The 21,847-nt window shown below is 72.9% G+C and carries 19 protein-coding genes; 7 read left to right on the forward strand and 12 right to left on the reverse strand.

Annotated elements, in window-relative coordinates; genetic code table 11:
- Window positions 1-102: 102 nt before the first annotated feature.
- Window positions 103-1,275 carry an acyl-CoA dehydrogenase family protein gene (locus H1D33_RS13520; protein ID WP_181567737.1) on the forward strand — a complete coding sequence of 391 codons (1,173 nt, stop codon included), beginning with the start codon at window positions 103-105 and terminating at the stop codon, window positions 1,273-1,275.
- Here H1D33_RS13520 and H1D33_RS13525 read toward each other — a convergent pair whose 3' ends face one another.
- From H1D33_RS13525 to dnaE, 4 genes are all read right to left on the reverse strand, one after another.
- Window positions 1,276-2,313, reverse strand: coding sequence for an aminotransferase class V-fold PLP-dependent enzyme (locus tag H1D33_RS13525; protein ID WP_181567736.1), 1,038 nt, complete (start codon window positions 2,311-2,313; stop codon window positions 1,276-1,278).
- 654 nt (window positions 2,314-2,967) lie between these two features.
- Window positions 2,968-4,359 (reverse strand): cation:dicarboxylate symporter family transporter, encoded by a 1,392-nt coding sequence (locus tag H1D33_RS13530; RefSeq protein ID WP_181567735.1) that lies wholly within the window; start codon window positions 4,357-4,359, stop codon window positions 2,968-2,970.
- A 39-nt stretch (window positions 4,360-4,398) separates the two neighbouring features.
- Window positions 4,399-5,295 carry a DUF2268 domain-containing putative Zn-dependent protease gene (locus H1D33_RS13535; RefSeq protein ID WP_181567734.1) on the reverse strand — a complete coding sequence of 299 codons (897 nt, stop codon included), beginning with the start codon at window positions 5,293-5,295 and terminating at the stop codon, window positions 4,399-4,401.
- A gap of 37 nt (window positions 5,296-5,332) precedes the next feature.
- Entirely contained in the window at window positions 5,333-8,866 is a 3,534-nt protein-coding gene (dnaE, locus tag H1D33_RS13540) for a DNA polymerase III subunit alpha (RefSeq protein ID WP_181567733.1), read from the reverse strand.
- Between the two features lie 183 nt (window positions 8,867-9,049).
- On the opposite strand from dnaE, the gene H1D33_RS13545 reads away from it, so the two are divergent.
- The 5 genes from H1D33_RS13545 to H1D33_RS13565 all read left to right on the forward strand — a co-directional run bounded on the left by H1D33_RS13545 (window position 9,050) and on the right by H1D33_RS13565 (window position 12,779).
- On the forward strand, window positions 9,050-9,391 hold the full coding sequence (locus tag H1D33_RS13545) for a PadR family transcriptional regulator (protein ID WP_181567732.1): 342 nt from the start codon (window positions 9,050-9,052) through the stop codon (window positions 9,389-9,391).
- Window positions 9,388-10,329, forward strand: coding sequence for a permease prefix domain 1-containing protein (locus H1D33_RS13550; protein ID WP_181567731.1), 942 nt, complete (start codon window positions 9,388-9,390; stop codon window positions 10,327-10,329). The genes H1D33_RS13545 and H1D33_RS13550 overlap by 4 nt, the downstream gene beginning before the upstream one ends.
- 134 nt (window positions 10,330-10,463) lie before the next feature.
- Entirely contained in the window at window positions 10,464-11,015 is a 552-nt protein-coding gene (locus tag H1D33_RS13555) for a hypothetical protein (RefSeq protein ID WP_181567730.1), read from the forward strand.
- 96 nt (window positions 11,016-11,111) lie between these two features.
- Window positions 11,112-11,708, forward strand: a complete 597-nt coding sequence (locus H1D33_RS13560) for a hypothetical protein (RefSeq protein ID WP_181567729.1) — start codon at window positions 11,112-11,114, stop codon at window positions 11,706-11,708.
- 246 nt (window positions 11,709-11,954) lie between these two features.
- The gene (locus H1D33_RS13565; RefSeq protein WP_181567728.1) at window positions 11,955-12,779 is read left to right on the forward strand and encodes a hypothetical protein; all 825 of its coding nucleotides are present in this window, start codon (window positions 11,955-11,957) and stop codon (window positions 12,777-12,779) included.
- An 18-nt stretch (window positions 12,780-12,797) separates the two neighbouring features.
- Here the strand turns inward: H1D33_RS13565 and H1D33_RS13570 are convergent, their stop codons facing one another.
- From H1D33_RS13570 to pgsA, 8 genes are all read right to left on the reverse strand, one after another.
- Window positions 12,798-13,358 (reverse strand): GNAT family N-acetyltransferase, encoded by a 561-nt coding sequence (locus H1D33_RS13570; protein WP_181567727.1) that lies wholly within the window; start codon window positions 13,356-13,358, stop codon window positions 12,798-12,800.
- A gap of 114 nt (window positions 13,359-13,472) precedes the next feature.
- Window positions 13,473-14,222 (reverse strand): YebC/PmpR family DNA-binding transcriptional regulator, encoded by a 750-nt coding sequence (locus H1D33_RS13575; protein WP_091067368.1) that lies wholly within the window; start codon window positions 14,220-14,222, stop codon window positions 13,473-13,475.
- A 134-nt stretch (window positions 14,223-14,356) separates the two neighbouring features.
- Window positions 14,357-14,962, reverse strand: a complete 606-nt coding sequence (gene pdxT, locus H1D33_RS13580) for a pyridoxal 5'-phosphate synthase glutaminase subunit PdxT (protein ID WP_181567726.1) — start codon at window positions 14,960-14,962, stop codon at window positions 14,357-14,359.
- Window positions 14,963-15,033: 71 nt separating this feature from the next.
- Window positions 15,034-15,945 (reverse strand): pyridoxal 5'-phosphate synthase lyase subunit PdxS, encoded by a 912-nt coding sequence (pdxS, locus tag H1D33_RS13585; RefSeq protein WP_181567725.1) that lies wholly within the window; start codon window positions 15,943-15,945, stop codon window positions 15,034-15,036.
- Window positions 15,946-16,077: 132 nt separating this feature from the next.
- Complete coding sequence (locus tag H1D33_RS13590; protein ID WP_181567724.1) at window positions 16,078-16,581, reverse strand: hypothetical protein; 504 nt, start codon at window positions 16,579-16,581, stop codon at window positions 16,078-16,080.
- 82 nt (window positions 16,582-16,663) lie between these two features.
- Window positions 16,664-17,824 (reverse strand): glycosyltransferase family 4 protein, encoded by a 1,161-nt coding sequence (locus H1D33_RS13595; RefSeq protein ID WP_181567723.1) that lies wholly within the window; start codon window positions 17,822-17,824, stop codon window positions 16,664-16,666.
- Window positions 17,825-17,833: 9 nt separating this feature from the next.
- Window positions 17,834-18,769, reverse strand: coding sequence for a phosphatidylinositol mannoside acyltransferase (locus H1D33_RS13600; protein WP_181567722.1), 936 nt, complete (start codon window positions 18,767-18,769; stop codon window positions 17,834-17,836).
- Complete coding sequence (pgsA, locus tag H1D33_RS13605) at window positions 18,766-19,386, reverse strand: phosphatidylinositol phosphate synthase (protein WP_181567721.1); 621 nt, start codon at window positions 19,384-19,386, stop codon at window positions 18,766-18,768. The genes H1D33_RS13600 and pgsA overlap by 4 nt, the downstream gene beginning before the upstream one ends.
- Before the next feature lie 252 nt (window positions 19,387-19,638).
- On the opposite strand from pgsA, the gene H1D33_RS13610 reads away from it, so the two are divergent.
- Complete coding sequence (locus tag H1D33_RS13610; protein ID WP_181567720.1) at window positions 19,639-21,798, forward strand: elongation factor G-like protein EF-G2; 2,160 nt, start codon at window positions 19,639-19,641, stop codon at window positions 21,796-21,798.
- Window positions 21,799-21,847 lie beyond the last annotated feature (49 nt).

Raw genomic sequence — 21,847 nt, forward strand, 5'->3', positions numbered from 1 at the left:
TTCGGTGGGGGTGGAGCACCGACGCTACCCCGGCCCGCCGGCCCGCTCCAGCGGGGCACGAGGGGCGCTAGGTTGGAGCGCACGCCGACCCGAGGGGGAACCGTGGACTTCGATCTGTCCGACGAGGAACGCGCGGTCCGGGACACCGTACGCGACTTCGTCGCCCGCGAGGTGATGCCGCTGGAGGCGGAGCTGCTGCGCCGCGAGCGCGCCCACCAGCCCGGCCTGGACCGCTCCGAGCTGCGCGAACTCCAGCTCAAGGCGAAGAAGTTCGGCTTCTGGGGGCTGGCCACGCCCGAGGCGTACGGCGGGATGGCGCTGCCCGCGGTCATGCAGTCGCTGATCTGGACCGAGCTGGGCCGCACCTTCGTGCCGTTCCGGTTCGGCGGCGAGGCGGACAACATCCTGTTCCACGCCACCGAGGAGCAGCAGCGGGAGTTCCTGCTCCCCACCATCGCCGGGGACCGGATCTCCTGCTTCGCCATCACCGAGCCGGGCGCCGGTTCGGACGCGGCGAACATCAGGCTGCGCGCCCGCCGCGACGGCGACGACTGGGTCCTCGACGGCGAGAAGACGTTCATCACGAACGGCAACGACGCCGACTTCGCCATCGTGGTGGCGGTGACCGACCCGGAGAAGGGCGCCCGGCGCGGCGGCGCCACCGCGTTCCTGGTCGACCGGGCGATGGGCTGGCGGTCGGAGTTCATCCCGACCATGGGCGAGGGCGGCCCCGCCTCCCTGGTCTTCGACGGCGTACGCGTGCCGCACCGCAACATCCTCGGCGAGCTGGGCCAGGGCTTCACGCTGGGCATGGAGTGGATCGGCAAGGGCCGCTACACCATCCCGTCGCACGCGATCGGCATCGCCGAACGGGCCCTGCAGATGGCGATCGACCACGCCAACACGCGGGAGACGTTCGGCGCGCCGATCGCCACCAACCAGGCCATCCAGTGGATGATCGCCGACTCGGAGACCGAGCTGGAGGCGGCCCGCTGGCTGATCCTGCGCTCGGCGTGGACGGTCGACCGGGGGCTGGACCCCCGGCACGCCTCGTCCATGGGCAAGCTCTACGGCGCGGGCATGGTCAACCGGGTGGTGGACCGGGTGCTCCAGATCCACGGCGGCATGGGCTACACCCGGGAGCTGCCGATCGAGCGCTGGTACCGGCAGGTGCGGCTGTACCGGATCTTCGAGGGCACCGACGAGATGCAGCGGCTGATCATCTCCCGGGACCTGCTGCGCGGCTACACGAAGATCGGCGGCCACCTGGCCTGATCACCCGGCCAACGCCTCCAGGGCCAGGTCGACGTCCGCCTCGGTGGTGTAGAGGTGGAACGAGGCGCGCACCCGGCCCGCCCGGACCGCCGCCCGCACCCCGGCCCGAGCCAGACGCTCCTGCGCGTCCGGCACCTCCACGGCGACGATCGCGCTGTCACCGGGCGGCCGGCCCAGCCCGGCGAGGAACCGGTTGGCCAGCGCCACGTCATGGTCCCGCACCGCCGCCAGGTCCAGGTCGGCGAGCAGTTCCAGCACCGGGGCCGCGCCGACGAAGCACAGCCACGACGGCGAGACGTCGAACCGCCGGGCGTCGTCGGCGAGCCGCAGCGGCGTGCCGTAGAAAGAGGTCTGCGGGTCGCGGCCGGCGTACCAGCCCGCGGCGTCCGGACGCAGCCGCTCGCGCAGCGCCGGCGCCAGGTAGGCGAAGGCCGCGCCACGCGGAGCCGCCAACCACTTGTACGCCCCGACGAGCACCGCGTCCGCCTGGGCGGCGTCGAACGGCAGCCAACCGCACGCCTGGGTCGCGTCGACCACCACGAGCGCGCCGTGCGCCCGGGCCGCCGCGACGATCTCGTCGTACGCCGCGACCGTGCCGTCGGCGGACTGCACCAGGCTGAACGCCACCAGGTCGGTGTCGGCGTCGATCGCGTCGACCAGCCCGGCCAGCGGGACGGTCCGCACCCGCACCCCGCGCTCCTCCTGCACCAACCAGGGGAACAGGATCGAGGTGAACTCCCCCTCGGGCACCACCACCGTGGCGCCCGGCGGCAGCGCCGCCGCGATCGGCGCGGCCAACTGGGAGACGGCGGCGCCGACGCTCACGTCGACGGGGTCCGCGCCGACCAGCCGGGCGAACGCGGCCCGGGACCGGCCGACCGACTCGTCCCACACCTCGAACGACACCCGGCCGGTCCGCCAGTCGGCGAGCATCTGCTGCACGGCCTCCCACACCGGGTCGGGCGGCAACCCGTAGGTCGCCGTGTTCAACCAGCCCGGCGCCGGCTGCCACAACTTCTGCGCCTGCTCCAACTCCATACCCGCGACGCTAACCACCCCCACCCCACCCCAACACCGCCAATCCCACCCCCGTGGCCCCCACCCCCACCCCCACCCCGCCCCTCGCCCTCGCCCCTCGCCCCTCGCCCCGCCCTCACCCCTCGCCCCTCGCCCCGCCCTCACCCCTCGCCCCTCGCCCCTCGCCCTCGCCCTCGCCCTCGCCCTCGCCCTCGCCCTCGCCGATCTTGCACTTTCGGCCCACCTCTCGCCCGATTCACCCGATACTCCCGGGCATCAAGTGCAAGATCGACGGGGTGGGTGCGGGACGGGGCACGGTTGGTTCGCTCGTTCTGCCAGCCGGTCGGCAGGAGGGATGAGTTCAGAGCGGTATACCTCTGAGTCATAAGAATGACTGAGAGGTATACCGCCGAAAAGTGATGTGTCGTCTGGCGAGCACCGCAGGGCCGGAGAACGTCCGGCCAAGCCGAGCCAAGCCGGGCCGGGCCGGGCCGGGCCGGGCCGGGCCGGGCCGGGCCGGGCCGGGCCGAGCCGAGCCAGGCCGAGCCGAGCCAGGCCGAGCCGAGCCGAGCCAGGCCGGGCCGAGCCAGGCCGGGCCGAGCCAGGCCGGGCCGAGCCAGGCCGGGCCGAGCCAGGCCGGGCCGAGCCAGGCCGAGCCGAGCCGGGTGGGGCGGGTCAGGTGGTGGAGCCGGCCAAGGGGCGGTCGGCGTCGGGTGGGGTCGCCGCGTCGGGGGCGCGCTTGTCGTCGTGCTCGTCGACCATGCTGGCCTCGTCGAACGGTCGGTCCCCGGCCAGCACGGCGCGGGCCTGGTCCCGGTCGAACTCGCCGGTCCAGGTGCCGACCAGGACGGTCGCGACGGCGTTGCCGGCGAAGTTGGTCAGCGCCCGGGCCTCGGACATGAACCGGTCGATGCCGACGATCAACCCGACGCCGTCGACCAGGTCCGGCCGGTGCGACTGCAGGCCGCCGGCCAGCGTGGCCAGTCCGGCGCCGGTCACTCCGGCCGCGCCCTTCGAGGCGATCACCATGAACACCAGCAGCGAGATCTGCTCGCCGACCGCCAGCGGCTTGCCGAGCGCGTCGGCCACGAAGAGCGACGCCATGGTCAGGTAGATGGCGGTGCCGTCCAGGTTGAACGAGTAGCCGGTGGGGACCGTGATGCCGACGACCGGCCGGCCCACGCCAACGTGCTCCATCTTGGCGATCAGCCGGGGCAGCGCCGACTCCGACGACGAGGTGGAGAGGATGAGTAGGAACTCGCGGCCCAGGTAACGCAGCAGGGAGAAGATCGAGATCCCGGCGATCAGGCGCAGCAGCAGGCCGAGCACCACGATCACGAAGATCAGGCAGGTGGCGTAGAAGCCGAGCATGATCTGCGCCAGGCTCTTGAGCGCGTCCACGCCGGTGGCGCCGACCACCGCCGCCATGGCGCCGAACGCGCCGATCGGGGCCAGCCACATGATCATCGCCAGCACCTTGAAGACCAGGCGCTGGAGCACGCCGACCGCCCGCAGCACCGGTTCGCCCCGGCTGCCGAGGCTCTGCACCGCGAAACCGACCAGCAGCGCGACCAGCAGGGTCTGCAACACCTCGCCCTCGGTCAGCGCGGAGACCAGCGTGGTCGGGATGATCCCGAGCAGGAAGTCGACCGTGCCGCCACTCTCCTCGCCGGCCGCGGACCGGCCCGCGTCGGCCACGTCCGGGCCCAGGTCCAGACCCGACCCGGGGTGGATGATGTTGCCGACCACCAGGCCGATCGCCAGCGCCACGGTCGACATGACCAGGAAGTAGCCGAGCGCCAGGCCGCCGACCTTGCCGACCTTCGCCGCCTGCCGGACGGACCCGACGCCGAGCACGATCGTGCAGAAGATGACCGGGCTGATCATCATCTTGATCAGGTTCACGAAGCCGGTGCCCAGCGGTTTCAGCGCCTTGCCGACGTCGGGGGCGACCAGGCCGACCACGATGCCGGCGACGACGGCGGCGATGACCGCCAGGTAGAGGTACCGGGTCCGGTCCCGGCGGGCGGGCCGGACATCCGCGGGGGTGGGGGTGGTGGTGTCCATGTCCACACTGTGAGGCAGGTCTCACCGGACCGCACCCGCTCAGCCCGGGGCGGGCAGGCCGGCGAGCGCGGTCGCCATCTCCGCCCGGACCCGGGGCAGCGACCAGCCGGCCAGCTCGGGCAGGCCGTGGCGTTCTCGCAGCCGCCGCACGGCCGCCAGGCCGACCAGGTAGCCGCAGCGCCGGGGCAGGTCGCCGCGCCGCAGCGAGTCCCGCATGAGGAAGTACGCGGCGTGATGGTCCGGGTCGACGGCGTCGAGGTCGGCCCGGACCCGGCCGAGGATCTCCGGCCAGCGGCGGCGGCACTCGTCGAGCCAGGCCCGGTGGCCGGGCCGGCCGAACCAGAGGTACGCCTCCAGCGGCCGGCCCGGATCGAGTTCGGCGGTGACCTGGGTGGCCAGCCCTTCGGCGAAGAGCTGGTTCGCCACCCCGTGCGACGGCCAGTCGCGGATCCCGGCCCGGCGGTCGTGCACCACGTGCGCGGTCTCGTGCCGCACCAGCAGCCCGACGTCCTCCTCCGGGCCGAGCAGCTCCACGGCGAGGAAGAGGGCGTACCGGCCGCCCAGGTCGTCGGCCCAGCCGTTGGCGTGGCGCAGCCCGACCAGCACCACGCACTCGACCGGTCCACCCTCGCCGGACCAGCCCAGCGCCCCGGCCGCGTCCGCGACGCCGGCGGGCAGCAGGTCGCGTACCGCCTCGGCTCGGGCGGCCAGGTCGGTGACCCGGTCGCGGAGGCCGGCCACGGCGGTGGTCACCGCCGCCGGGTCGGACCATTCGCCGTCGCCGTCCAGGGCCCGGAACACGTCCGGGTGCCGGGACAGGTAGCGGGACCGCCACAGCTCCGGCCAACGTTCCGCGCCGGCGGACCGGCACTCGGTCAGGCTGGCCAGCGCGTCCGGCACCAGGTCACGCACGTGCAGCAGGTCGGGGGGCGGCATCCCTGCGATGCTGCCCGATCACCGCCCACCCCGCACGTCAGCTCACGTTGGCCGGACCCAGGACGCTCTTCAGGTCGCCCATCAGCGCGGTGGTCGCGGCCACCCGGAACGGGCCGAGGCGCAGCGTGGTGACCTTGCCGCCGTTGAGCAGCTTGACGTGCACCTCGGTGTCGCCGGGGTGCAGCACCAGGGTCTCCTTGAGCCGCTCGACCAGCGGCGGGGTGCAGCGGTGCACCGGGATGGTCAGCGTGACCGGCTTGTTGGCCGGGTTGCTGGTGACGTCCGGCATGGACATGTCCATCGCCATGATCCGGGGGGTGTCGTCGCGCCGGTCCACCCGGCCCTTGACCACCACGATGGCGTCCTCGGCGATGTACTGCCCGATCACCTCGTAGGTGTTGGGGAAGAACAGCGTCTCCACGCCGCCGGCCAGGTCCTCCAGGGTGGCCGAGGCCCACGCCCGGCCCTGCTTGGTGACCCGGCGCTGCACCCCGGAGAGGATGCCGGCCAGCGTGACGACCGCGCCGTCGGGCACCGTGCCCTCCTCGGAGAGCGCGGCGATGGTGGTGTCGGCCGCCGCGCCGAGCACGTGTTCCAGGCCGAACAGCGGGTGGTCGGAGACGTACAGGCCGAGCATCTCCCGCTCGAACGCCAGCTTGTCGCGCTTGTCCCACTCCCCGTCGCCGATGACCGGCATGACCGTGGTGCTGCCGCCGACGTCGGCGTCGCCGAAGCCGGCGCCGAAGAGGTCGTACTGGCCGACCGCCTCCTTGCGCTTGACGTCGGCGTACGCGTCGATGGCGTCGGCGTGCACGGCCAGCAGGCCCTTGCGCGCGTGGTTCAGCGAGTCGAACGCGCCCGCCTTGATCAGCGATTCGATGGTCTTCTTGTTGCAGGCGACCGCGTCCACCTTGGACAGGAAGTCGTAGAAGTCGGCGTACTCGCCCTTCTCCTCGCGGCAGCGCATGATCGACGCGACCACGTTCGCGCCGACGTTGCGGACCGCGCCGAGACCGAACCGGATCTCCTTGCCGACCGGGGTGAACGGCCCGGCGGAGGTGTTCACGTCCGGCGGCAGGACCTGGATCCGCATCCGGCGGCACTCGGACAGGTAGAGCGCCATCTTGTCCTTGTCGTCGCCGACCGAGGTGAGCAGCGCCGCCATGTATTCCGCCGGGTAGTGCGCCTTGAGGTAGGCGGTCCAGTACGACACCAGGCCGTACGCGGCGGAGTGCGCCTTGTTGAAGGCGTAGCCGGCGAACGGCACCAGGACGTCCCACACCGCCTGGATGGCGTCGTCGGGATAGCCGTTCGCGCGGCAGCCGTCCCGGAACGGGACGAACTCCTTGTCCAGGATCTCCTTCTTCTTCTTGCCCATCGCGCGGCGCAGCAGGTCGGCCTGGCCGAGCGTGTAGCCGGCGAGGATCTGCGCGGCGCGCTGCACCTGCTCCTGGTAGACGATCAGGCCGTGGGTGGGGGCGAGGATCTCGCGCAGCGGCTCCTCCAGCGCCGGGTGGATCGGGGTGATCTCCTGGAGGCCGTTCTTGCGCAGCGCGTAGTTGGTGTGTGAGTCCACGCCCATCGGGCCGGGCCGGTAGAGCGCCAGCACGGCGGAGATGTCCTCGAAGTTGTCCGGCTTCATCATCCGCAGCAGCGAGCGCATCGGGCCGCCGTCGAGCTGGAACACGCCCAGCGTGTCGCCGCGGGCGAGCAGCTCGTACGCGGCCTTGTCGTCCAGCGGCAGGCCAAGCAGGTCCAGCTCCTTGCCGTGGTTGAGCTGGATGTTCTTCACCGCGTCGTCGATGATGGTCAGGTTGCGCAGGCCGAGGAAGTCCATCTTCAGCAGCCCGAGCGACTCGCACGTCGGGTAGTCGAACTGCGTGATGATGACGCCGTCGGCGTCGCGTCGCATCAGCGGGATGTGCTCGATGATCGGCTCGGCGGACATGATGACGCCGGCCGCGTGCACACCGGTCTGCCGGATCAGCCCCTCGATGCCCTTCGCGGTCTCGATGACCTTCTTGACGTCCGGGTCGGACTCGTAGAGGCCGCGGATCTCGCCGGCCTCGGCGTAGCGCGGGTGCTTCGGGTCGAAGATGCCCGACAGCGGGATGTCCTTGCCCATCACGGCCGGGGGCATGGCCTTGGTGATCCGGTCGCCGACCGCGTACGGGAAGCCCAGCACCCGGGCCGAGTCCTTGATCGCGGCCTTCGCCTTGATCGTGCCGAACGTGGCGATCTGCGCGACCTTGTCCTCGCCCCACTTGTCGGTCACGTACTTGATGACCTCGCCGCGCCGGCGCTCGTCGAAGTCGATGTCGACATCGGGCATCGAGACGCGCTCGGGGTTGAGGAACCGCTCGAAGATCAGCCCGTGCGGGATCGGGTCGAGGTCGGTGATGCCCAACGCGTACGCGACCAGCGAGCCGGCCGCCGAGCCACGGCCCGGGCCGACCGCGATGCCCTGGCTCTTCGCCCACTGGATGAAGTCGGCGACCACGAGGAAGTAGGACGGGAAGCCCATCTGGATGATGACGCCCAGCTCGTACTCCGCCTGGACGACGTGGCCCTCCGGGATGCCGTTCGGGAAGCGGCGCTTGAGCCCGACGAACGTCTCCTTGCGGAACCAGGACTCCTCGGTCTCGCCCTCGGGGATCGGGAACCGCGGCATCAGGTTGTGGAAGGTGAACATCCCGGCCGGGTCGACCTTCTCCGCCACCAGCAGCGTGTTGCGGCAGCCCTGCTGCCACAGCTCGGAGGAGTCGACCGCGCGCATCTGGTCGGCGGACTTGACGAAGTAGCCGCCGCCCTCGAAGCGGAACCGGTTGGGGTCGGCGACGTTGCTGCCGGTCTGTACGCAGAGCAGCACGTCGTGCGCCTCGGCCTGCGCCTCGTGGGTGTAGTGCGAGTCGTTGGTGACGACCGGCGGGATGTCGAGCTTGCGGGCGATCTCGGTGAGCCCGTCGCGGACCCGGCGCTCGATGTCGAGGCCGTGGTCCATGATCTCCAGGAAGTAGTTGTCCTTGCCGAAGATGTCCTGGTAGGCGGCGGCGACCTTGAGCGCCTCGTCGAACTGGCCGAGCCGCAGCCTGGTCTGCACCGCGCCGGACGGGCAGCCGGTGGTGGCCATGATGCCCTCGGCGTGCTCGGCGATCAGCTCCATGTCCATCCGGGGCCACTTGACGTAGTGGCCCTCCATCGACGCCCGGGAGTTAAGCCGGAACATGTTGTGCAGGCCGGTGCGGTTCGCCGCCCACATGGTCATGTGGGTGATGGCGCCGTTGCCGGAGACGTCGTCGCTCTTCTGCTCGGGGCGCCCCCACTTGACCCGGGCCTTGTGGAAGCGCGACTCCGGCGCGACGTACGCCTCGACGCCGAGGATCGGCTTGACCCCGGCGGCCATGGCCTGCTTGTAGAAGTCGTTCGCGCCGTGCATGTTGCCGTGGTCGGTGATCGCGACCGCCGGCATGCCGAGCCGCGCCGCCTCGGCGAAGAGGTCCTTGAGCCGGGCCGCACCGTCGAGCATCGAGTACTCGGTGTGTACGTGCAGATGCGCGAACGAATCGCCCATGCGTGGCGCCCCCCGGGTTGTGGATCAAGCTGCGTCGGAGTCGACCGACCCACCCTACCGAGGTGATCTCGCCGGCTCCACCGTCCGCGCCGAGGGTGGCCCGGGTCTCTCCGAACACTGGTGCGTGCCACACGACGGTGTATCAGCTTGCAATGGTGTGTGGCACACACTATCGTGTGATACATGGTCAGCGACGAGGTCCTCCGGACCCACCTTCAGGAGCTGCGGCGCGGCACGGTCGTCGTCGCCAGCCTGGTGGCGCTCCGCCGCCCCGACTACGGCTACGCCCTGCTGCAACGGTTGGCCGCGCACGGCTTCGCGGTCGACGCCAACACGCTCTACCCGCTGCTGCGCCGCCTGGAGGACCAGGGGCTGCTGACCAGCGAGTGGAACACCGAGGAAAGCCGGCCGCGCAAGTTCTACCGCACCAGCGACGACGGCGAGACGGTGCTCGGCCGCCTGCTCGACGACCTGACCGCGGTGCGGACGTCCGTCACCCAACTGATCGAAGGAGTGGGGCGATGAGTTCCCTGACCGACCGCTACGTGGCGGCCACCCTGCGGACCGTGCCGGCGCCCCGCCGCGCCGAACTGGCCGAGGAGCTGCGCGCCTCCATCGCCGACATGATCGACGACCGGACCACCGGCGGGCAGGACCACGCCGCCGCCGAGCGCGAGGTGCTCACCGAGATGGGCCGCCCCGAGCAGCTCGCCGCCCGCTACAGCGACCGCACGCTCCAGCTCATCGGCCCGCGCTACTACCTGGTCTGGTGGCGGGTGCTGCGCACCCTGCTCACCTGGATCCCGGCGGCGGTCGGCGTGCTCACCGGTCTCGTCACGGCCACCGTCGGCGACGAGCCGGGCCGGGCCGTCGGCGCGGCGATCTCGGTCGCGCTCCAGACCGCGGTGCAGGTCGCGTTCTGGGTGACGCTGAGCTTCGCCGTCCTGGAGCGCACGCGGGCGCCGCTCGGCCTGCCCGAGTGGACCGTCGACCAGCTCCCCGAGGAGACCGGCGACCGACAGATCAGCCAGCCGGACAGCGTGGCCTCGGTCGTCTTCCTGCTCGGCACCGTCGCGGCGATCGTGTGGCAGCACTTCCAAACCTGGATCGGCGACGGCGCGCGGCTGCCGGTGCTCGACCCGGCACTGTGGAGCTTCTGGCTCCCGGCCCTGATCGTGGTGCTCCTCGCCACCGTCGGCCTGGAGGTCGCGAAGTACCGGGCCCGGCGGTGGACCTGGCCGCTGGTCGCGGTCAACGCGCTGCTCAACCTGGCGTTCGCGGCGCCGGTGGTCTGGCTGCTGCGGACCGACCGGCTGCTCAACCCGGAGCTGGTCGACCGGTTCGCCTGGCTGCGTGACGGCGGCGCGGAGGACGTCGCCCGCGTCGCCGTCGTGGTGACCGTGGTGATCGCGGTCTGGGACGTGGTGGACAGCGCGGTCAAGGCCCGACGCGCGGGGCGATGAGCCCCGGTCCCGGTCCGGCGCCCACGACGGCGCCGGACCGGGACCGCGTCGCCGACAACGCGAAGAATCCGGACCGCTCGGTCCGGGTCGGTTACGGTATGCCGGAATTCGTCCGCCAGCTCCCGGTGATGCCGATGCCCATGCCGCCCGTCCACCGTCCACTTCGCGCCGTCCCACTCACCGCGGTCCTGCTGACCGCGGTCGCCGCCATCGCCCCGGCGGCCCGGGCCGCGCCGCCCGACGTGCCCTTCCAGGCCGGGCTCTCCATCTCGGTGCCGACCGGTCCGGTCTCCTTCGGCGCGACCGCCCCGGGCGGGACGCTCACCGGGCACCTCGGCACGGTGCAGGTCGACGACGACCGCCTGCTCGGCGGGAGCTGGACCACCTCGGTCACCGCGACCTCCTTCACCACCGGCGCCGGGGATCCGACCAGGACGATCGGCGCCGACCACGTGCGTTACTGGTCCGGCCCGGCGACGCTGGCCGTCGGTACGCTCGCGGTGCACCCGGGGCAGCTCACCGCCGCGGACGCGGTCAGCCTCGACGTCTCACGGGTGGCGTTCCGGGCCGACCTGAACCTGCTCTTCCTCAGCAGCGTGGCCTGGAACCCGTCGCTGATCATCGGTACTCCCCCGGCCGCGGTGGCGGGACCCTACCGGGGCACGGTCGTCCACTCGGTCGTCTGAGCTGTACAAAAAACGCATAGGCAATCAAAGCCCCCAAAACGGCACTTAATCTCCTGCTCGGAACGAGGGTTCCAACCGACGGGAGGTACTACCTGCATGAAACGCCACCTGACCGCAGCCGCCACGATCGGCGCGGCCGCTTTGGCCGCCGGCCTGCTCAACGCCGCACCGGCCTACGCCGCCGACTGCCTGAACACCGTGGCCTGCCCGACCGACGTCACGTTCACCATCACCGCGGGCGCCCTGAACATCACCGTGCCGGACAACGCCACGCTGACCACCCAGACGCCCTCCGGCACGCCGACGACCTGGTGGGCGTACGGATCGCTGGGCGACGTCACCGTGACGGACCTGCGCGCCAGCAACCCCGCCAACTGGGTGGTCACGGTGGCGAGCACCGACTTCACCCACAGCGGCACCGGTCCACTCATCCCCAGCTCCGACGTCTACTACTGCTCGGGCCCCGCGACGACCACCGGCGGCGTCGGCACCTTCACCCCCGGCCAGCTCGGACCCTGCACCGCGCCGCCGCCACCGGTCGGCGACGCGCTGGGCTCCTCGCAGACCGCGTTCACCCACGCCTCGGGCATCGGCGTCAACAACGCGACGTGGACGCCGTCACTCAGCGTGCAGATCCCGTTGAACGCCGTCGCCGGCACCTACACCGGCACCATCACGCACACCGTCACCTGAGCGCATGGCAGCACCATCCCGCCGTACGGTCGCGCGCTCGCGGCACTCACCGTCCTGCTGGGCACGGCCGCCGCCGGTGCCCCCGCCTCGGCCGACGGCCACGGGGACACCGGCGGCGGACGCCCGCCCCACGGTGCCCGGGCCGACGGGCGCATCGGCGTCCAACTCCTCGAGGCCACCCGGGGTCGCCGGGACGACCCGCGCGCCAGCATCTATCTCATCGACCACCTGAACCCGGGCGCGCGGATGACCCGCCGGTTCGCGGTGACCAACACCTCGAGCGGTCCACAACGGATCACGCTCTCCGTCGGGCCCGCCCAGATCACCGGGAACGAGTTCGTCCCCAGCGACGACCCGCAGGCCAACGAGCTGCCCGAATGGGTGACCGTGAACCGCCGGACGTTCGTCGCCCCGCCGGACAGCACCACCGAGCTGCGCGCCACGGTCGCCGTCCCGCCCGACGCCTCGCGCGGTGAGCGCTACGGCGCCATCTGGGCGGCGGTCGCCTCCCGGCAGAAGGACCGCCAGGGAACCGAGGTCGAACAGGTCAACCGGGTGGGCATCCGGATCTACCTGGACGTCGGGCCGGGCGGCGACCCGCCCTCCGACTTCGGCATCGGCGACCTGGTCCCCGGTCGCACCGACACCGGCGACCCGGTGGTGCGCGCCACCGTCCACAACACCGGTGAGCGGGCCCTGGACATGACCGGGAAGCTCTGGCTGTCGGACGGGCCGGGCGGCCTCACCGCCGGGCCGTTCCCCGCCCAGCTCGGCACCACCGTGCCGATCGGGGGCAGCGCGCAGGTGCAGGTGCCCCTGGACCGGCAGCTCCCGAACGGGCCCTGGCGGGTGCGGCTGCGCCTGGAGAGCGGCCGGATCCACCGGGAGGCCACCGGCACCCTGACCTTCCCGGACGGCCGTAACGCCTGGGGCGCCCCGGCCAGCGCCGACGGCTCCCGGCGGTGGGTTCTGCTGCTCGCCGGCCTGGCCGCGCTGCTCCTGGCCGTCCTGCCCTTCGTCGTCTCCCCCACCCTGCGCGCCCGCGTCCGCCGGCAGTTCGCCTCCCGCTGAACCCCCGGGCGGCGGCGCTCAGGCCGCCGCCCGCCACTCCCGCGCCAGCACGGCGTACACGGCCTCGTCGGTCCACTCGCCCTTGACGAACTCGTTCTCCCGCAGGTGCGCCTCACGCCGCATGCCCAGCCGCTCCAGCACCCGGGCCGAGGCCGCGTTGCGGGCATCCAGCCGACCCACGATCCGGTGCAGGCCCAGCCCCTCGAAGCCCAGGCGCAGCAGCTCCCGGGCCGCCTCGGTGACGTAGCCGCGGCCGGTGTGGTCGGGGTGGGCCACGTAGCCGATCTCACCCTGCCGGTGCTCCCGGCTGGTCCAGGTCAGCAGCACGTCACCGACGAAATCGCCGGTGCCGGCCAACGTCACGGCCAGGTTGAGCACGTCGCCCTCCACGCGCAGCGCGGTGCGCCGGACCAGCCGGTCGATCGCCGCCCGGGCGGCCTCGTCGTCGTAGGGCTGGTGGTAGAGGAAGCGGGTGACCTCCGGGCGGCCCCGGTAGTCCCGGACCACGGCGAGGTCGTCGGCGGTGAAGGCCCGCAGCACCAGGCGGTCGGTGCGCAGCGGCAGATCGGGTACGAGCACCCCGGCAGGGTACGCGCGACCGCGGGTCGCCCCCACGCGTTTTCCGCGGAGCGCAGACGACGAACGCCGGGCACCCGGATCAGGGGTGTCCGGCGTTCGGCCCGGCGTACGCGGTCAGCCGACCGCGGCCATCACCTCGTCGGAGACGTCGAAGTTGGCGTAGACGTTCTGCACGTCGTCGCAGTCCTCCAGGACGTCGATCAGCTTGAAGATCTTGCGGGCGCCCTCCTCGTCCAGCGGCACGTTCACGCTGGGCACGAGCGACGACTCGGCCGACTCGTATTCGATGCCGGCGTCCTGCAACGCGGTGCGCACCGCGATCAGATCGCCCGGCTCGGAGATCACCTCGAACGCCTCGTCGAGGTCGTTGACCTCCTCCGCGCCGGCGTCGAGGACGGCCATCATCACGTCGTCCTCGCTGGTGCCGGCCTTCGGCACGATCACCACGCCCTTGCGGGAGAACATGTACGACACCGAGCCGGCGTCGGCGAGCGAGCCGCCGTTGCGGGTCAGCGCCGTGCGGACCTCGGTGGCGGCGCGGTTGCGGTTGTCGGTCAGGCACTCGATCAGCATCGCCACGCCGCTGGGGCCGTAGCCCTCGTACATGATCGTCTGCCAGTCGGCGCCGCCGGCCTCCAGGCCGGAGCCGCGCTTGACCGCGCGGTCGATGTTGTCGTTCGGGACCGAGTTCTTCTTCGCCTTCTGGATGGCGTCGAAGAGGGTGGGGTTGCCGGCCGGGTCGCCGCCGCCGGTGCGGGCCGCCACCTCGACGTTCTTGATCAGCTTGGCGAACATCTTGCCGCGCTTGGCGTCGATCACGGCCTTCTTGTGCTTGGTGGTCGCCCACTTTGAGTGGCCGGACATCTGAGTACCTCCGTTAGTGATCCACGCCTGCGTCGACAGCCCACGCCGGAGCCGAACCCGGCAATCCTACCGAGCGGACGTCACCGCGCGTCACTCCCGTCACGACGACCGGCACGGTACGCGCCGCCGACCGGTCAGGCGGCGGCCCGGACCACGTCCACGAAGAGGCGGTGCAGGCGCAGGTCACCGGTCAGCTCCGGGTGGAACGAGGTGGCCAGCAGGTTGCCCTGGCGGACCGCGACGATCCGCCCTTCGGCCGGGCCGTCCGTGACCCGGCCCAGCACCTCGACGTCCGGGCCGACCCGCTCCACCCACGGCGCGCGGATGAACACCGCGTGGAACGGCTCACCGTCGACGCCGGCGATCGACACCGGGGCCTCGAACGAGTCCACCTGCCGGCCGAACGCGTTGCGCCGGACCGTCATGCCGATGCCGGCGAAGCCGCGCTGGTCGGGGCGGCCGTCCAGGACCTCCGCGGCCAGCATGATCATGCCGGCGCAGGAGCCGTAGACCGGCATGCCGCCGGCGATCCGCTTGTCGATCGGCTCGCGCATCTCGAAGATGTCCACCAGCTTGCTGATCGTGGTCGACTCGCCGCCGGGCACCACCAGGCCGTCGACCGCGTCCAGCTCGCCGGGGCGGCGCACCGGGCGGGCGTCGGCGCCCGCGCCGGTCAGCGCCGCGACGTGTTCGCGTACGTCGCCCTGAAGCGCGAGCACGCCGATCACGGGTACGGTCACGCCGCTCCTCCCAGAGGTGTTAGGCGGGGGCCCCGCCTATACCGAAAACGTTAAGAAGGGGCCCCTCCTTCTCACCAGCCGCGCTCGGCCAGGCGGTGCGGCTGGGGGATGTCGTCGACGTTGATGCCGACCATCGCCTCGCCCAGGCCACGGGACACCTTGGCCAGCACGTCCGGGTCGTCGTGGAACGTGGTCGCCTTGACGATCGCGGCGGCCCGCTGCGCCGGGTTGCCGGACTTGAAGATGCCCGAGCCGACGAAGACGCCCTCGGCGCCGAGCTGCATCATCATGGCCGCGTCGGCCGGGGTGGCGATGCCGCCGGCGGTGAACAGCACGACCGGCAGCTTGCCGCGCTCGGCGACCTCCTTCACCAGCTCGTACGGGGCCTGCAGCTCCTTCGCCGCGACGAACAGCTCGTCGGCCGGCAGGTTCGCCAGCCGGCGGATCTCCTGCCGGATCTTCCGCATGTGGGTGGTGGCGTTGGAGACGTCCCCGGTGCCCGCCTCACCCTTCGAGCGGATCATGGCCGCGCCCTCGGTGATCCGGCGCAGCGCCTCACCCAGGTTGGTCGCGCCGCACACGAACGGGACGGTGAACGCCCACTTGTCGATGTGGTTGGCGTAGTCGGCCGGGGTCAGCACCTCGGACTCGTCGACGTAGTCGACGCCGAGCGACTGGAGGACCTGCGCCTCGACGAAGTGGCCGATGCGGGCCTTGGCCATCACCGGGATCGAGACGGCGGCGATGATGCCGTCGATCATGTCCGGGTCGCTCATCCGGGACACGCCGCCCTGGGCGCGGATGTCGGCCGGCACCCGCTCCAGCGCCATCACGGCGACGGCGCCGGCGTCCTCGGCGATCTTGGCCTGCTCGGGGGTGACCACGTCCATGATCACGCCGCCCTTGAGCATCTCGGCCATGCCACGCTTGACGCGGGCGGTGCCGACGGCGGGATCGGTGGTCGGGGCGCTGGATTCAGACACGGGTCATCGCTCCTCGGCGTGCTGTCACGGTGGGCTGCGCGGAAATGCTAAAGCCGCCGCGACGCCGCTCCGACAGCCAATCGCACCCACGGTGGCCTGCCCTGTGGCCGCCGTCACGGCCACCGGTGGCGCTCAGCCGGTGGTCACGTCCGCGCGCGGGGCCAGCGTCGGGTCGTCGATGTCGAAGTAGCGGGGCCAGTCCCGGCCCCGCCCCATCCGGAACAGCCGCACCAGCGGACGCCCCCGCGCCGACCGGGCGTCCCGGACCAGGTCGGTGTGCACCTGCCGGGCCAGCGCCAGCCGCCGGCTGGCCGCGATCACCGCGCCGCAGGCCGGATCGTCCGGAGCCAGCCGCACCGCCCGCAACTGCCGGGTCAGGTCGTTCTCGGCGGCCTCACGCTCCTCCGGGACCGCGTCCAGGGCGATCCGGGCGGCGGCGTACAGCTCCACGCCGTACCGCTGCTCGGCCAGCACCGCGGCGGCGGCCGCGCGGCGCAGCAGGTGGGCGTCGAGCGCGCGGGCCGCCGAGTCCGCGCGGACCTGCAGCCGCTGCACCCGGCCGGCGGTCCAGATCAGGTACGCCGAGACCAGCCCGAGCACCAGGGCCGCACCCACCACCCACCACATGCCCCGCATCGTAGTGCCGCTCCTCATCCCGCCCGGCCGGCGCGGGCACCGGTCGACGCGCTCGTCACAGCGGCCCCACCGGCCACCGCGGTCAGCCCAGCCCCGCCCACTCCTGGTCCATGACCCGGCCGTCGGTGGCCTCGATCGCGGCTGCGTATACCTCCAGAACGCGGCGGGCAACCACGGGCCAGTCGAAATTCGCCACCACCTGGTCGCCGGAGGCGGTCAGCCCGGCTCGCTGGCCGTCGTCGTCGAGCAGCTCGGACAGCACGGCGGCCAGCGCGACCGGGTCCCCGGTCGGGAAGAGCCGCCCGGCCCGCCCGCCGTCGAGCACCCGGCGGAACGCGTCCAGGTCGCTGGCGACCACGGTGGTCCCGGCGGCGAGCGCCTCGGTGAGGATCATCCCGAACGACTCCCCGCCGGTGTTCGGTGCGACGTAGAGGTGCGCGCTGCGCAGCATGCGCGCCTTGTCCGGCTCGGAGACCAGGCCGAGGAACGTGACCCGGTCGCGCAGGTCGGCCGGGAACCGCCCGTACAGCTCGTCGGCGTCGCCCGGACCGGCGACCAGCAGGCGCAGCCCGGGGCGGCGCGGGGCGAGCGCGACGAACGCGTCGCGCAGGATCGGGAAGCCCTTGCGCGGCTCGGTGAACCGGCCCAGGAAGCCCAGCGTGCCGCCGCTGCCGGCCGCGCACTCCCCCGGCCAGCCGGGCAGCGGCTCCACCCCGGCGAACTTCGCCACCGCCACCCCGTTCGGGATCTCCACCGCGCCGCCGTCCATGTGCTCGACCTGCACCTTGCGGGCCAGCGCGCTGACCGCGATCCGGGCGGTGATCCGCTCCAGCAGGATCTGGAGCACGCCCTGCGCCGCGGAGAGCACCCGGGAGCGGGTCATCGCGGTATGGAAGGTGGCCACCACCGGGCCGCGGGCGCAGAGCACCGCCAGCATCGACAGGCTCGGGGTGAGCGGCTCGTGCACGTGCAGCACGTCGAAGTCGCCCCGGTTGATCCACCGACGGACCCGGGCGGTGGACACCGGGCCGAACGCGATCCGGGCCACCGACCCGTTGTACGGCAGCGGCACGGCCCGCCCCGCCGACACCACGTACGGCGGCAGCGCCGAGTCCTCGTCCGCCGGGGCCAGCACGCTCACCTCGTGCCCGAGGCCGAGCAGCGCCTCGGCCAGGTCCATCACGTGGTTCTGCACCCCGCCCGGGACGTCGAAGGAGTACGGGCACACGATGCCGATCCGCATGGCGTCCCCCTAGACCGTCCCGGTGGCGGCCGGCGGCTGCGCCGACGTCGGCGCCCCGCCCGGACCCTGGTCCAGCCACATCCGCTGCAACATGTGCCAGTCTTGCGGATGCCGGGCGATGCCCGCCGCCAGACCGTCGGCAATCCGCTGGGTCACCACCTTCACCCGGGCGTCCAGCGGGGCGCTGTCCTCCGCCGGCAGCGGCAGCGGGCCGTCGATCGAGGCGCAGGCGGCGTCCGGCTCGTACCACATCGAGGCCACGTAGAGCGGCGCGCCGGTGCGCAACGCCAGCAGCGCCGGACCGGCCGGCATCCGGGTGCGACCGCCGAAGAAGTCCACCTCCACGCCCCGGGCGGAGAGGTCCCGGTCGGCGAGCAGGGGCACCACCGAGCCGGTCCGCAGCCGGTCCACCAGCACGTCGAACGGGGGGCGGGGGCCGCCGTGGGTGGGCAGGATCTCCATCCCCAGGCCGGCCCGGAACGCGACGAACCGCTCGTAGACGCCCTCCGGCTTCAGCCGTTCCATCACCGTGGTCATCGGCCAGCCGGTGGCCGCCACCCAGGCGCCGGCGGCGTCCCAGTTGCCGGCGTGCGGCAGCGCCACCACCGCGCCGCGCCCGGCCGCCACGTCGGCGGCGAGCAGCTCCGCGCCGTCGAGGCGGAACCCGGCGAGGATCTCCGGCCGGCTCAGGCCCGGCAGCCGGAACGCCTCCATCCAGTAGCGGGCGTACGAGCGCAGGCCGGCGCGCACCAGCGCGTCCAGCTCCGCCTCGGGCAGCTCCGGGCCGACCACCCGGCGCAGGTTGGAGCGCAGTCGACGCGTACCCCCGCCGTCGCGGCGGTGGGCGCGGTCGGCGCCCGCGCGGAAGGCCGCGGCCGCGACGGGCCGGGGCAGCGCCCGGATCAGGCGCCAGCCCGCGACGTAGCCCGCCTCGGTCAGGTTCACTCGACGCCGACCCGCTGGGCCTGCCGGTACACGTGCGCCATCCGCTGCCCGACGGTGAAGATCGAGACGGCGGCGAGCAGCCAGAGCGCGACCTCCAGCGCCTGGTCCAGGCCGAGGCCGGTGAGCAGGCCACCGACCCCGACGATGAGCAGCCGCTCGGTGCGCTCGGCGATGCCGACGTTGCACGTCATGCCGAGCCCCTCGGCGCGGGCCTTGACGTAGGAGACCAGCCCGCCGGCGGCCAGGCAGAGCAGCGCGGCGGCCACGCCGGAGTATTGGTGCTCGGTGGCCAGCCAGAAGGCGACCGCGCCGAACACCGCGCTGTCGGCGACCCGGTCCATGCTCGAGTCGAGGAACGCCCCGAACCGGGTGGAGCCGCCGCTCATCCGCGCCATCGTGCCGTCGAGCAGGTCGGTGAGGGCGAAGAGGGTGACGATCAGCGCACCGGCGACCAGATGGCCGCGCGCGCCGAAGCCGAGCGCGCCGACGAGCACGCCGACCGTGCCGGTCACGGTGACCGCGTTGGGGGACACACCCGCGCGGAGCAGTCCGCGCGCGATCGGCTCCACGACGCGGGTCATGCCCGCGCGGGCCGTCACTTGGAAGATCTTCGCCATGGCGGTCCCACGATAACGGCCGGCGGCGGCCGGGGACACAGCCGGGCGTACGACCCGCCCGGCGGGCCTTGTGCGGGCACCGGCGCGGGTGTGAGATCGAGCGTGGGAGGTGAGCCACTTCACCGGAGCACCGGTCGGCGTGCCCGTCCCGCAGCAGTCCACCGGAAGATATCGCCGCGGCGCCCGTCGGGGTCCGCTTCCCCGTCGCCCGCGGCGGTCGCCACCACCACCGGTTGAGGGAGGTGCGCCGCGATGGCGCAGAAGAACGAGAAGGGTGTCACCGGCTCGGCGCCGGTGGTGACCGAGCCCGGCAGGGTTCGCAACGTGGTGCTCGTCGGGCACTCCGGCGCCGGCAAGACCACCCTGGTCGAGGCGTTGCTCGCGGCCAGCGGCACGATCGGCCGGGCCGGGTCGGTCGCCGAGGGCACCACGGTCTGCGACCACGATCCGGCGGCCGTGCGCCAGCAGCGCTCGGTGAGCCTGGCCTGCGCCCCGCTGGTCCACCGCGACGTCAAGGTCAACCTGCTGGACACGCCGGGCTACGGCGACTTCGTCGGCGAGCTGCGCGCCGGGCTGCGCGCCGCCGACGCGGCGCTGTTCGTGGTCTCCGCGGTCGACGGGATGGACGCCGCCACCGCCGCGCTCTGGGAGGAGTGCGCCGCGGTCGACATGCCGCGCGCGGTGGCGGTCTCCCGGCTGGACCACCCCCGCGCCGACTTCGACGAGGCGGTGGCGCTGTGCCAGCGCGTCTTCGGCGACAACGTGCTCCCGCTCTACCTGCCCATGCTGGGCGACGACGGCGAGTCGGTCGCCGGCCTGATGGGCCTGATCACCCGCCGGGTCCTGGACTACTCCGCCGGGCTGCCGCCGACCGTGCGCGAGCCGGACCCGCAGCACCTGCCAGCGATCCAGGAGAGTCGCGACGAGCTGATCGAGGGGATCATCGCGGAGAGCGAGGACGAGACCCTGATGGACCGCTACCTGGGCGGTGAGGAGATCGACCCCGAGGTGCTCATCACCGACCTGGAGACGGCGGTCGCGCGCGGCCACTTCTACCCGGTCGTCCCGGTCTGCGCGGAGACCGGCGTCGGCCTCGACGCGCTGCTCGACGGCCTGGTCTCGGCGTTCCCGTCGCCGCTGGAGCACGACCTGCCGGCGGTCACCGGCCTGGACGGCTCGCCCCGCCCGCCGCTGACCTGCGACCCGGACGGCCCGCTGGTCGCCGAGGTGGTCAAGACGACCGTGGACCGGCACGTCGGGCGGGTCTCGCTGGTCCGGGTCTTCTCCGGCACGCTCCGCCCCGACCAGGTGATCCACGTGTCCGGGCACGGCCTGTCCGAGCGCGGCCACCCCGACCACGACGCCGACGAGCGGGTCGGGCACGTCTACACCCCGCTGGGCGCGACGCTGCGTGAGGTGTCGGCGTGTGTCGCCGGCGACCTCTGTGCGATCACCAAGTCGGGCAGCGCGGAGACCGGCGACACGGTCTCGGCCAAGGACGAGCCGCTGCTGGTCGCGCCCTGGGAGATGCCGGAGCCGCTGCTGCCGGTGGCGATCGTGGCACGTAGCCGGGCCGACGAGGACGCGCTGGCCCGCAACCTGTCCCGGCTGGTCGCCGGCGACCCGACGCTGCGGCTGGAGCGCAACCCGGAGACCCACCAACTGGTGCTCTGGTGCATGGGCGAGGCGCACGCCGACGTGGTGCTCGACCGGTTGCGCGGCGGCGGCGTCGAGCTGGACACCGAGCCGGTCCGGGTGTCGCTGCGCGAGACGTTCACCGTCGCCGCCCGGGGGCACGGCCGGCACGTCAAGCAGTCCGGCGGCCACGGCCAGTACGCGGTCTGCGACATCGAGGTGGAGCCGCTGCCCCGGGGCGCCGGCTTCGAGTTCGTCGACCGGGTGGTCGGCGGCGCGGTGCCGCACAACTACATCCCGTCGGTGGAGAAGGGCGTCCGGGCGCAGATGGAACGCGGCCTGGTCGCCGGCCACCCGGTGGTGGACCTGCGGGTGACGCTCGTCGACGGCAAGGCGCACAGCGTCGACTCGTCCGATGCCGCGTTCCAGACCGCGGGCGCGCTGGCGCTGCGCGACGCGGCCGAGAAGGGCCAGCCGACGCTGCTCGAACCGGTCGACGAGATCACCGTGCGGGTGGCCGACTCGTCGGTCGGCGCGGTGATGGGTGACCTGTCCGGCCGGCGCGGCCGGGTCCTCGGCACCGAGCCCGACCCGGACGCCGAGGGCCGCACCCTGGTCCGCGCCGAGGTGCCCGCCACCGAACTGCTGCGGTACGCGGTCGAGCTGCGCGCGATGACCGCCGGCACCGGCACGTTCCGCCGCGAGTTCGCCCGTCACGACCCGATGCCGAGCCACCTGGCCGACCAGGCCCGCAAGGAGGCCGGCAACCACTCCTGACCGCGCCTGACCACTCAGGGGCGGACGGCGGGGATCGGGTCCGGACCGC

It is taken from the genome of Micromonospora ferruginea (genome assembly GCF_013694245.2).
GTDB classification, from domain to species: domain Bacteria; phylum Actinomycetota; class Actinomycetes; order Mycobacteriales; family Micromonosporaceae; genus Micromonospora; species Micromonospora robiginosa.